General features: G+C 33.8%; 7 protein-coding genes and 1 pseudogene. 6 read left to right on the forward strand and 2 right to left on the reverse strand.

All coding sequences use genetic code 11. The annotated features are described in order from the left end of the window. Positions 1-72 precede the first annotated feature (72 nt). Positions 73-453 (reverse strand): annotated as a pseudogene (locus IE051_RS03120) (transposase); the annotation flags it as partial. Positions 454-726: 273 nt separating this feature from the next. On the opposite strand from IE051_RS03120, the gene IE051_RS03125 reads away from it, so the two are divergent. The 6 genes from IE051_RS03125 to IE051_RS03150 all read left to right on the forward strand — a co-directional run bounded on the left by IE051_RS03125 (position 727) and on the right by IE051_RS03150 (position 9,756). After that, complete coding sequence (locus tag IE051_RS03125; protein ID WP_189359301.1) at positions 727-2,340, forward strand: PQQ-dependent sugar dehydrogenase; 1,614 nt, start codon at positions 727-729, stop codon at positions 2,338-2,340. A gap of 257 nt (positions 2,341-2,597) precedes the next feature. Then, on the forward strand, positions 2,598-3,629 hold the full coding sequence (locus tag IE051_RS03130; RefSeq protein WP_262891377.1) for an ArsO family NAD(P)H-dependent flavin-containing monooxygenase: 1,032 nt from the start codon (positions 2,598-2,600) through the stop codon (positions 3,627-3,629). A gap of 695 nt (positions 3,630-4,324) precedes the next feature. Beyond that, positions 4,325-5,248 carry a hypothetical protein gene (locus IE051_RS03135; protein WP_189359302.1) on the forward strand — a complete coding sequence of 308 codons (924 nt, stop codon included), beginning with the start codon at positions 4,325-4,327 and terminating at the stop codon, positions 5,246-5,248. A 47-nt stretch (positions 5,249-5,295) separates the two neighbouring features. Beyond that, positions 5,296-5,748: a hypothetical protein gene (locus tag IE051_RS03140; protein ID WP_189359303.1), complete on the forward strand. Its 453-nt coding sequence runs from the start codon at positions 5,296-5,298 to the stop codon at positions 5,746-5,748. 155 nt (positions 5,749-5,903) lie between these two features. Then, positions 5,904-7,466: a serine hydrolase gene (locus tag IE051_RS03145; RefSeq protein ID WP_189359304.1), complete on the forward strand. Its 1,563-nt coding sequence runs from the start codon at positions 5,904-5,906 to the stop codon at positions 7,464-7,466. Positions 7,467-7,911: 445 nt separating this feature from the next. Beyond that, positions 7,912-9,756 (forward strand): alkaline phosphatase D family protein, encoded by a 1,845-nt coding sequence (locus IE051_RS03150; protein WP_189359305.1) that lies wholly within the window; start codon positions 7,912-7,914, stop codon positions 9,754-9,756. 155 nt (positions 9,757-9,911) lie between these two features. Here IE051_RS03150 and IE051_RS03155 read toward each other — a convergent pair whose 3' ends face one another. Continuing rightward, entirely contained in the window at positions 9,912-13,166 is a 3,255-nt protein-coding gene (locus tag IE051_RS03155) for a glycoside hydrolase family 2 TIM barrel-domain containing protein (protein ID WP_189359306.1), read from the reverse strand. Positions 13,167-13,212: the final 46 nt, after the last annotated feature.

The raw sequence follows: 13,212 nt of genomic DNA on the forward strand, positions 1-13,212 counted from the left end.
TCATCACGTATGGAAAGTTGACTGAAATAAAAAACGTTGGATAACAAAGAACTGAGTTAAAAACAAGTGATTTTAAGCTATTCTTGAAACTAAGTTTTCATCATAAGGCAAACCGCTTTTTGCAATTGCAAATGCCTGTTTCAATAACTTATTTGCCACGGCTATTAAGGCTAATTTTTTACTCTTTCCTTTCGCCACTAATCGTTCATAAATTTCTCGGTAGGCCTTATTATGTTTACAGGCCGAAAAGGCACATAGAAATAATAGATTCCTTAACTTCTTATTACCTACTTTACTTATCCGACTGCGCCCTCTTACGCTGGTACCCGAGGCTCGTATGGTTGGTGTGATTCCTACATAACTACATAATTGTGATGCTGTTTCAAACTTCTTAAATCCATCGGTTACAACTATTAAAAACAAGACTGTTTTAACACCCATACCAGGAATACTGACCCGTCCTTAATAAAGGCTACATAATTTTAGACATTATGTACAGAAATGACAAAGTAACAAACAGTATTCAGAAGCTTTCAAACTGAAAATCTTTAAAAGATAAGTTTGGTAAAGCGAAAGTTAAAGAAAATTATATATGTATATTATAAAAAAATTAGGCTATATTGAATAGCTTTTGACCTGGGGCTGAATACCATAGGATAATACTTAAGTGAAGAACGTGTTAAGTTTCACCAATTATGGAACTGTCCATGAATTGATTATTTAATTATGAATAAAATATTACTTCTGATTTTTTGCTCAATTCTAGGTTGTGAAAGTTCAAAACACGAAAAACGTCCTTTAATAGAAAAACCAAAACTAATTATTAAGCTAGACAATACACAACTGCTTGTAAGTGAAGTTATGCGTGATTTAGATGAACCTTGGGAAATAACCTGGGGACAAGATGAACATCTTTGGTTTACCGAGAAAAAAGGAAATATCATGCGTATGAATCCTATCACCGGAGTTGTCAAAACGGTACTTCATATAAAAGAAGTTTATTCTGAAGGCTTAACCCCTGGTTTATTGGGCATGGTGTTGCATCCAGATTTCAAGAACAGCCCACATCTATACTTGCATTATACATACATAGACTCAACTGATACAAGTTTGTTGGATTTTAGAGGGAATACTAATATTTACAGATCTACGGTCATGCGGTATGAATATTCTTTTCAGAAAGACACGCTTATTAATCCAGAATCAATTTTGCCAAATATTCCAGGTTATAGAGCCCATAATGGTTCAAGATTAACCATCAGTAGCGATAACAAGTTACTTTTTGCATTAGGCGATTCTATGGATTTTAAAAATGCGCAATCCACTTCTACCCTTCCAGGAAAAGTCCTTAGAATAAATCTTGACGGCAGTATTCCGGAGGACAACCCCATTCCTGAAAGCTACCTCTATTCAATGGGACACAGAAACCCGCAAGGCCTAGTAGAAGCTAATGGGAGAATTTATGCGTCAGAACATGGACCAGACAACGATGATGAAATCAACCTAATAAGGCCCATGAGCAATTATGGCTGGCCATTTGTTGAAGGCTTCTGCGACACGGATAAGGAAAAGGTTTTCTGTGACTCAATAAGGGTTACTGAACCTATTTATACATGGACACCTACTATCGCTCCAGCTGGGTTAGACTATTATAACCACACAGACATCCCAGAATGGAAAAATCACTTAATGCTAACAACGTTAAAAGGCTGTGCGTTATGGCTTCTTGAACTTAATGAAGCCGGTGATAAAATTGTCAATAAAAAAATCTATTTGCAAAAACAGTTCGGTCGTCTAAGAGATCTGTGCGTATCGTCTAATGGAGACATTTATTTGATTACAAGTAACTCTGATTGGCATATTCCTAGATACAAATGGATGTATGATAATGTGCCTGAGGACGGTAATGACCGTATCCTTAAAATTTCAGTATTGAAAGATTATGAAGAGGAAAAATACGCGCATTTAACTGTGTTTACTGAAGATAAAATACCTACTAAGATGCATGTTCAGAGTTCGCCTGAAAAAATCCTTTACCTAAACTATTGTGCATCCTGTCATATGAAAAGAGGTGAAGGCATTCCTAATTTTGTCCCGCCACTAACAAATTCTAAGACAGTCGCTAACAAGAAGAAATTTATAGAAACCGTACTTTTTGGAATGTCTGGAGAAATTGAAGTACAAGAGGTAAAATATAATGATGTCATGCCTGGGTTTGCTGATAGACTTACAAATGAAGAAATAAAAACACTAATAAACTTTATTCGCCAAGTTACTGGGCATAAAGACTCCATTACCATTTCAGATGTTGATAAAATTAGAAAAAGTAGAAGTTTTTAATCATAATTCTTCTTGGATTGGGACAAACCTTTGATACTGCAACAGAAAAGAAACCAGATAGAAAAATGTAGTTAATCGATACAAAAAAAATAAGATTACATTTATCTTTAGACTATAAAACACCTTACACTGGGTTCAAAAAATCGGTTTAATCTTAATTTTATCCTGAAGCCATTTTTCAGGAGTCAACATAAAGAAAATTCAATAAACTTTTAAAGATGGATACAAAATCAGCACTTTAAATTTATGATACAATCATTATTGGTGGTGGTCAAGCAGGCCTATCTGTTGCCTATTTTATGAAAAGAACCAATTTGAATTATTTAATTTTAGACAATCAATCAAAACCCGGAGGCGCCTGGCTTCACACTTGGGATAGTTTGAAACTATTCTCACCTGCAAAATATAGCTCACTGTCCGGCTGGCAAATGCCATCTAGTCAAAATGAATATCCTACAAAAAAAGAGTTGATCAATTATTTATCAGAATATGAAAAAAGATATGACTTTCCCATTAAAAGAGATACTAGCGTAATTCAAGTTTCAAAAGAAAAAGATGTTTTTGAATTACGAACTAATAACGGTAATTATTTATGCAAAAGTTTAGTAAGTGCTACTGGCACAGCAATGTCTCCATATATCCCGAAATATCCAAACTCTAATGAATTTAATGGAAGACAAATACACTCAGTAGATTACTTGAATACTAATGACTTAAATAATAAGAAAGTACTCATAGTTGGTGCGGGAAATTCTGGAGCGCAAATTTTAGCTGAAGTTTCAAAAGTTACAACCACAAAATGGGTTACTTCTGAACCTCCAATCTTCTTACCAGAACATATTGATGGTCGTTATTTATTTGTCCAAGCGAATAATAGTTACTTCAAAAAAGAAACGAAAGAATATCGACAAAAAGTTTCTTTGAGTAATATCGTTCAAATTCAAAGTGTCAAAGAAGGTTTAGAAAATGGTGTTTACAAGGACTATAGACCATTCAAAGCATTTTATAAACATGGGGTTATATGGAGTGATGATACAAAAGAATCCTTCGATGTAGTGATTTGGTGCACTGGTTTTAAGGCGAATTTAAAACATTTACAAAAGTTAGGAATCACCCAAAACAATAGGATTAAAACACAAAATACCAAATCGATTAGTGAACCTGGACTCTGGCTAGTTGGATATGGTAACTGGACTGGTTTTGCATCAGCCACTATTTACGGTGTTGGAAAAACTGCGAAACAAACTGTCGAAGAAATTACTACCTTTTTTAATAATAACTCTGCATAACATCTTCTACAAACAATAGCTTGTTTTAACTTAACCAATGTTGTAAGTACATAAAATAAGATTTAATCCAAACTATTTAGATTCAATACTATTTTAACTAGAATAGCACTTTCATTTGTGTTATCAATATTTAACTCACAGATGGGTAAAAATTTAAAAGTATTAGAAATTAGTTATAAGAAAACTATAAAGAGGCTGTCTAAAAAGGCAGTCTTTTTTTTTATGAATTAATTTTAGCTTTCCGTATCCTAGATGTATTATAAATTATACTTATTTAGGATACGAATTTGGGGTTCTTATCATAAAATTCAAATTTCCCCTCCCCTGAAATTACTCCTAACTAAAAAGAACTATATAGTAACGGCATGAGAATCAGAAGTTTTGTAAAACCTCTTGAAAACCCCTAATTTCAAATAAAGAACAAGAAAAACCATAGTGGAAAGCTATTAGCTTAATCCTACAAAGCTCATCAGAAAATCATTTGTTCGATGAACGGTAAATTACCTCAAATAAACGTAAGAATAATATTAAAAAACATGGTAATTGGATATATTTGAGCATGTAATTTAACCTAATTATGATGACTGTTTTTGCGGTTAGTAAAATCTAATCCCTTATTACGTTTATCCGGAAGCTGAAGACGATAAACAGTATATAATTCTAGGATATAACCAGTTAGCAAACATTAAGAAAATATGAGATTAAGATTTTCAGTTTGGACATTTCTAATTATGTCCTTAAATATTTATTGCCAATCCTTTTTTGTCACTAAAAAAAATGATACCGTATACACTAATTTTTTTTCTATTTCAAAAGGCAAATTTGAGTATAAACCTGTTAACTCAAAAAAAAATATTGAAATCGAACTAGATAAAATAAAAGGCTTCTACAGCGAGAAAGAGAATGCCTTTTATGAAAACAAAAAAGAATTTGCCGAACTTATTATAGAAGGAGATATTAAACTGTTCAGAAGTTTAAAGAATGGCACTTCTTTCATTGCTGCTGGTAATACAACGTATGGTACTGACACTCAATACGCACACTGGTTTATTGAGAAAGATTCTTTATTTGAAAAAGTCTTTAGTTCTGGAGTTGGAAACACTCATTTTGGAATGCGTGAGGTACACTATTCACTCTCAAATAGAGATATTCTAGAAAAAGTGATTTCTGATGACAAAATAGCTCTTAAAAAGTTAGAGAGTATTAAAAAAAAAGGGGAGTTACCAATAGTTTTAAAATTAATCAACGATTATAATTCTAGAAAATTTAAAAATAATTCACAACGTAAAAATAATATCGATGAGGATTCAGCTAAAATTGTTTTATTTAGAGAGTCCAAAAATGAAACAAAAAATGCAATACGGGTAACTGTAAATGGCAAAATACATAAACTAGAAAAGAGTTCAAGAATAGATTTAATAATCCCAAGTACAAGTCAATCAGAAATCTATATTGAAAATAGTACCAACAAATATTCTATGATAACAACTTCTTCTAAGTCTTATATTAAATATTATAGATTAAGATTAAACAAAAAAAATGAGGGATATATTGAAAAAATAAATGGTAACTCTCGATACTATAAAGTACGACTTAGACAATATAATAAAAGCCACTAAAAACCTAAAACGTTTACTAACAATGTATAAAAATAATTGCAAATGTTATGAATGTATACTCTAGTAAAGCATCCATAGAGGCTAATGCAATTAAGGATGCCTTACAGTTCTATAAATTTCACGGTGTAAAATATAAACTTGGAGAAAGCTTAACAGGACAAGTAGAAACCGCAAATAACTATGGAGGAAAACCATTTGAGACCAATGTTCAATACAGTTTGGACGACATAAATGAAACTGATGGTAATTCAATATTAAGATCTAACGAAGTCATAAATTCAAAAGAATTGACTGATGCCACTTATAACTATTTAAAACAATTAGGAACATTTGGTGACAAATTGCCAGCAAGAAATAATTTCCCTTCAATATCAAATGAAACCAATACGGCATCTAGAATTCACGGAGAAACAGGTTGGATTATATATAGTATAGAGACGAAAAAAATAACCGCTGAAGAAATCATAAATATTGAGGAAAGAATAATTGAAATAAAATAACGATTCATAGCTCCATCTATAATTTATTACTAGTTTTAGCCTACTAAGACAAAATCCTCGCTGATTTTCTAATTGGTCGGCATTTGCTAAATTAGTTGTTTAAGCACCAACTAGTCATAACTCAGATGTTAGAGGCCTATAAAAACCAACGCGCTATGAAAACAACAATCTTTAAAAGTCTTCTATTCTCTTTATTCATTTCTACTATTTGCTATGGTCAATACAACTCCCAACAAATTGATTCTATTATGGGCGATGCTATGGACAAATTCAATGTTGCCGGAGTAGCAGTTGCCATAGTAAAAGATGGAGATATTATCCATTCAAAAGGCTATGGTATCACATCATCTGTCACAAAAAGCCCTGTAAATAATCATACTAATTTTGCAATTGCTTCAAACAGTAAAGCCTTTACTACCGCAGCACTGGCTATTTTAGTTGATGAAGGAAAAATAACATGGCAAGACAAGGTTAAGGATTATATACCGGAGTTCAAGATGTATAATCCCTATGTCACTGAACACTTCAATATTCAAGACCTCCTAACCCACAGATCCGGACTTGGTTTAGGTATTGGCGACTTAATGATATTTCCTGACGGCTCAAGTTTTACGCTAGATGATATATTAACTAGTTTTCAATATTTTGAACCAGTATCTGCTTTCCGCACAAAGTTTGATTACGATAACTTATTGTATTTAGTCGCTGGTGAAGTTATTAAACGTGTATCGGGTATGTCATGGGAAGATTTTATTAAAGAGCGAATTTTTAATCCGCTACATATGGATAATTCATACGCCTCTTTTGATCGAATAAAAGATAAAAAAAACTTAGCAAAACCTCATGATGCGAATTCAGGAGAATTAAAGGTGCTCCCCGATTATCAAGAAATGATAAATGGTGCTGCGGGTGGAATTTATTCCAATGTTGATGATATTTCAAATTGGATGCTAATGCATTTAAATAATGGAAAGTATGGCGATAGTCTAGAAAACAAGCTGTACACACAAGAAGCACAACGTGAAATGTGGAAAATACACACGGTAACTGATGTTGACAGAAACCCACGTTACAATTCCCATTTTTCTGGTTATGGATTAGGTTGGTTTCTAACTGATATTAAAGGCAATATGAGTGTTTCACATACAGGTGGTTTGCCAGGCATGTTATCAAAAACAATTATGATTCCTGATATTAAATTAGGTGTTGTTATCTTAACCAACACAAGTGATGATGGTGCGGGTATTTTTAGTGCCGTTTCAAATACAATTGTAGATCGCTATTTAGGTTTAAATGATTTTGGGTGGATTGATAGATATGTTGCATATTTTAAAAGGAGAAAAGAAAAAGGAGATGCTGCTACTCAAAAAGTATGGAAAGTGGTTGACAGTGCTAAAGACTCAAACGTAAAATACGAGGATTATATAGGTATTTATAAAGATGCTTGGTTTGGTCAGGTGGAAGTTTTTTTAAAAGGTGATAAGCTGTGGTTGAAATCACATAAATCTCCAAAACTTAATGGAGAAATGTTTTTTTATAAAGCAAATACATTTGCCGTTAAGTGGGAATATCAAGACATGAATGCTGATGCTTTTGTAATGTTTTCTTTAAATGAAGAAGGTAAAGCGCAACGTATAAAAATGAAAGGGATATCACCTAATATAGACTTTAGTTTTGATTTCCAAGATTTAGATTTAATAAGAATTGATTCTAAGTAATCGCCATCTAACATTCCCTTAAGGTCATGGCTAGTTCTTGCCCTCTTCTGAATATCCTAGCGGATTTTCAGTTTGAAATACGTGCCAAGTTAACTCTGGTATTTACTCATTCCACGGCTGTCAACCATCCGTTTAAAGACATAAAGGCAGTCACAAGTATTATCACAAAACCTTGACTTAAACACTGAATTTGAGGTTAAATATAGATATGAATTTAATAGACATTATTTACACTTGACAAAAACTAAACAGGCATTAAAAAACCAAATTCACGAAGTCTAATTCAATTAATATTCCTTTTCTTGTAACCATCAATTAAACTATTCTAAAAGCTAATGTATTATCATTTGTAATATATATTATTTTTTATTCAGTAATGCTTCTTTATTGCTAAGCATTATTTTTTATGATTTTAATGTTATACCTCACAAAACAATTATTTCTAATGAAAGTTTTAAAAAACACAATAGCAATTATCCTTTTTTTATATAATGCTGTTTGTATTGCACAAGATCAAAGTATTATACGGTTACCCGATAATATTAAGCCAGAAGACCGTATTGCATTTGCAATGTATACCGTGCATGAGAATACCGTAAAAATAACGGCTCAATTTCATCCAATAAAAAATTTCTCCCCGTTTTCTGCAACTTTAGAAATAGAGGAAAATGGAGAATGGGTAAAAAAAGCTGAATCGGATATCATTTACCCGGGTTACACAGCGCCTTTTAGAATCGACAACTGGGACGACACGAAAGCCCAAAAATATCGTATAGCTTATAATAATGAAGCATTTTACGAAGGCATTATCAAAAAAAATCCTGTTGACAAGGATGAATTTGTTTTAGTGGCTTTAACATGTAATTCTATGTACCCAGAACATGGCGGTGATTTACCTAAAGACGATATTGTAAAAAATATTCTAAAATTAGACCCCGACCTAATATTCTTTTCTGGAGATCAGGTATATGAACATAGCGAGCATTATTTAGCTTGGTTAAAATTTGGCAGAGAATTTTCTGAAATTTTTAGAAATACGCCTGTTGTAATAACGCCCGATGATCACGACATTGGGCAAGGCAATTATTGGGGAGAAAATGGAAAAAAAGCAGATTCTAGAAGAGGAATTTCTGGAGGTTATTATATGCCTATAGAATATATTAAAGAGGTAGAAAGAGCACAAACGAGTCACCTTCCAGACCCTTATGACCCAACACCAATTGAACGTGGAATTGGAGTTTATTATACTGATTTGACATGGGGTGGTATTAGTTTTGCTATTATAGAAGATAGAAAATTTAAAACAGGTTTAACAAAACTTGCAAAAGCGCATCCCGATGTTTTTCCTAAAGGCCCTTATGAAGCCATTTTCAATTCGAAAGTAGACACAAAACAATTTGACATGGAAGGCGCTAAATTACTTGGAGATAAACAATTAAAATTTCTGGAAGCATGGACGACCGATTGGGAAAATGCAGAAATGAAAACGGTATTATCTCAAACTGCGTTGGCTATGGTAGATAATTATACCGGTAAATATGATAGAGAGCTTATTGCTGATTTTGATTCAAACGGGTGGCCACAATCAGGACGAAACAAGGCTTTAAAAGTTATAAGAAAAAGTTTTTCACCAACAATTACTGGAGATACACATTTAGGTGCCGTTACTAAAATGGGAATTGATAATTGGGGTGATGCTGGATATAATTTTACAACTCCAGCAATAGCAAATTATTGGTTACGTTGGTGGCAACCAAAAATACCGGGTAAAAACAGAGCGAAAAATTCACCAACCTATACAGGCGAATTCTTAGATGGTTTTCATAACAAAATAACGGTTAAAGCCGTTGCAAACCCAACATTACCAGAAATTAAAGAAGGAGGCTATTTATCTACTAGAGCTGCAGGTTTTGGAGTTATTCGTTATAATAAACCAAGTAGAAAAATCACCTTTGAAGCCTGGGCAAGAAATGTTGATATTCATGCACCAAATGCTCAACAATATCCTGGTTGGCCTATAACAATATCCCAAGAAGATAATTTTACAATTGCAGATGGTTTTCAATTACCAACTTTAAAAATATCCAAGGAAGACCAAGTGGTAACAGTAAAAGACAAGTATACTAAGGCGGTTATTTCGTCCATTAGAATCAAAGGAAACACCTATCAACCTAAAGTTATTCATAACGGCAATTACCTCATTGAAGTTGGCGAAGGGTCTCAAAAAGTAATAGTAGACTCTATTTCAATAAAAAAGAAAAACAAACAAGTTATACAAGTTGCCCTATAGCCTAAAAACATAGATTTGCCCAATTATCATAATGCTATTATTAATAGATATATTGGGTTTTAGATGTGTTCTAGCTGTTCTCAAATTAGCCCCTTACTTATACCCCTAATCCTCTTCTTTAGCTTGTACTTTTTCAAGATGTCAAGACGTATTGATTAAAACCTAATCTTTTCTGCATGTACCTTTGAATTAGAGGGAACTAAATAAAAAGAATAGTCATAAGTTCCTGGTTTATTTGTGAATTCCTCGTAAGCTTGTGCACGTTTAGACCAAGTATCGTCTCCGCCTACACCCTGCTGTTTTAAATCAATGTTCACTGAGTAAATATCCCGTTCAACAAGCTCGTTAGTAAAATTAGCTTCTTGTAAATTATCAATACTGTAAGACACCACACTAAAACTTAGTGGCTGCTCCCCTTTTACAAGAATTCCTTTATTAGCAGTATTGGTGAGTTTAAACCAGCTTGTTTCTGTATGGTTCCCATATTCTTCAGGAAAAACATACATGTAATTAAGAACTTCCGGCTTTCCTGAATATAGCCCGATATGCGATCCGTAATTTCTGTCGGCATAATTGGAATGCGGCCCTTTTCCTAAATAAGTCAGTTTACCATAAGTTTTAGCGATGTCAAACTGCATACCAATTCTAGGCGCATTAGGTGCGCTTTTATCAATAACGGCTTTACAATCTACTTTCACTTCCCCACCCCCTAACAAGGTGTAATTTAGAACAATTTCAGTTTTCGGACTCTCAATATGTCCTTTAACCGAAACCACCACTTTGCCCTTTTGCTCAGTGTTCACTGAAAAATCATCAACCTTCAAATGATCACCGGCATGCCTCCATTTTAATTCTGATTGTAATTTTAAAGATTTTCGGTAGGCTAAATCATTTTCTGTTTCAGCTCTCCAAAAATTCAATTTCAAGGTTGACTCTAAAAGAGAAACCCCTTTATGCTTATAAGCCATAATATAGCCCGTTGACTTGTCTATTTCCATTACTACAGTCTGGTTGCTGATAGCAATTTTATTATTGCTATCTATGACATTTAAAGCCTTACTGCTCTTTAACAAAGCGGGGGATTCTATATTGTAATTCAATTTAAACTGTTCTTCAAAAACGACATAACCTGAATTGGCCCATAATGTGTTTTTGTTTAGTTTTCCTGTTATGTTTAAATAATATATACTTCCAGCCTTGAGTTTAGGCGTTTTAAAATTAGGATTAAATTGGCTTGTTTCAAATGGTTTTGTATTTAATGAACCTAAATCCCCTTTTTGCACAATTTTACCATTTTCTGTCATGTTCCAAGATATATCATATTGAGACAAATCCGTAGCATGATGACGATTTAGAATATCAAAGACCCCACTTAACGGATCTTTTGTGGATAAAACTACGGGCTGATTTACTTTTTTACATTCATAAATAGCTGGTTTTGGTGTCCTATCAGAGGCAATAATCCCGTTAATACAAAAACTCCCATCATTTGGTGTATCACCATATGAGCCGCCATAAGCCAAAAACGTTTTGCCATTCTTATCAGTCTTGATTAGGCCTTGGTCAATCCAATCCCAAATATAACCACCCAAAGCTCTGTCGTTTTTATAAATTATATCCCAATAGCTTTTCATATTCCCTGTTGAATTACCCATAGAATGTGCATATTCACACATGATAACCGGCCTATTATCAACTTCCCCTGTCTGATCAATTAAACTCTGGTATTCTTCGGTACTTGGGTACATTTTACTCACCATATCCACCCATGGTTTATCAGAAGGATTTCCTGTGCCATGACTAAAATACCCTTCTTTATAGTCCGGGTGAGTAGGCATGCCTTGAGCACCTTCATAGTGTATATAACGTGTGGGGTCAAAATCTTTTATCCATGCCGCCATCGCAGCATGATTTGGCCCAGTACCAGATTCGTTTCCTAAACTCCAGAACACAATACTTGGGTGATTTTTATCTCGTTCAACCATTCTTATGGCCCGTTGTAAATAGGCATTTCCCCATTCTGGAACATTTGACAATTCCCCGCGAACACCATGGGTTTCTAAATTAGCCTCATCCATAACATACAACCCATATCTATCGCATAAATCATAGAAAAAAGGATCATTTGGGTAATGTGACGTTCTCACCGCATTAAAGTTAAATTGTTTCAATAGTTTGACATCTGCTTCCATGTCAGCTCTTGATAGCGCTTTTCCATTGGTTTGATGATGGTCATGACGATTGACACCTATCATTTTTACAGGATTACCATTAACTAAAAACCGACCTCTATCATCAATTTCTAATTCCCGAAATCCCACCTTAGTACTCGTATACTGTATTGCCTTTCCTTTGTCATCTTTAAGTTCAAATAGCAAGGTGTACAAATAAGGGGCATCGCTAGACCATTTTTTGGGATGCTCTACAATGGTCTTCATAAGACCAAACCGCACATTATCACGCTGTGGATATTTCTCTCCTAAAATCGCTCCTAATGTTATAGAATTTTCTTCACCAACAGGAGTTCCATTTGCATCAAATAACTGTGTAGAAAGCGTCCAATTATCAACTATTGTTTTCAATGGGGCATTTCCAAAATGGCCTACTTTCTCTATATATTTATCAGTAATATTCACCATTATCTCAGGACGTACTTGGAGCGATGCATTTTCATAATTTTTATCTAAATACGTTCTTACAGCAAAATCTGAAATTCTAACTTTTGGTAGGGCTTGCAGATAAACTTCGCGTTCTATACCACTTAAACGCCAATGGTCTTGCGCTTCCAAATAACTACCATCCGCCCAGCGATACACTTTTACAGCAACCGTATTAGTCCCTTCCTTAAGATGATTCGTTATGTTGAACTCTGATGGCAACCGCGTATCTTCGCTGTAACCTACAAACTTCCCATTCACCCAAACATAAAATGCCGAAGACACCCCTCCAAAGTGCAAAGTAACGTCCTTATCCTTCCAAGCTTCTTCATACTCAAAAACTTTTATATAATGACCTACAGGATTATCATTATGATTTATGTATGGAAAATCACTAAAAAATGGATATGTAGAATTCGTGTAAATGGGTTTGCCATAACCTCTCATTTCCCAATTGGATGGTACATCTATCACATCCCATTTTGAGGCATCAAAATTTTCGTCTTGGAAATTATTAGAAGCCTCTTCTGGTTTTGCAACCCAATTAAATTTCCAATCCCCATTTAAGGATTTATAATCACTTGTGTTTTCTCTTATGTTAGCTAGCGCTAATTCCGCAGAATTATAGGAATAAAAGGTAGCTCTTGCGGGAAGTTTGTTTATTTGATTTACATGGGGGTTTTCCCAGTCATTAGTTTGAGCACATAAACTTATGGAAAACACTATGATAATAATAGAAACTATTTTAGACATTCTAATTGATTTTTTAAATTATACCCGTCCCAACCTATAAGTTAAG

Source organism: Algibacter mikhailovii, from assembly GCF_014651495.1.
GTDB lineage: Bacteria > Bacteroidota > Bacteroidia > Flavobacteriales > Flavobacteriaceae > Algibacter_E > Algibacter_E mikhailovii.

Excerpts from the sequence above, each read along its gene's own strand:
- IE051_RS03125 (WP_189359301.1), top strand. The coding sequence starts at position 727 with ATGAATAAAATATTACTTCTGATTTTTTGCTCAATTCTAGGTTGTGAA.
- IE051_RS03135 (WP_189359302.1), top strand. The coding sequence starts at position 4,325 with ATGAGATTAAGATTTTCAGTTTGGACATTTCTAATTATGTCCTTAAAT.
- IE051_RS03140 (WP_189359303.1), top strand. The coding sequence starts at position 5,296 with ATGAATGTATACTCTAGTAAAGCATCCATAGAGGCTAATGCAATTAAG.
- IE051_RS03145 (WP_189359304.1), top strand. The coding sequence starts at position 5,904 with ATGAAAACAACAATCTTTAAAAGTCTTCTATTCTCTTTATTCATTTCT.
- IE051_RS03150 (WP_189359305.1), top strand. The coding sequence starts at position 7,912 with ATGAAAGTTTTAAAAAACACAATAGCAATTATCCTTTTTTTATATAAT.
- IE051_RS03155 (WP_189359306.1), bottom strand. The coding sequence starts at position 13,166 with ATGTCTAAAATAGTTTCTATTATTATCATAGTGTTTTCCATAAGTTTA.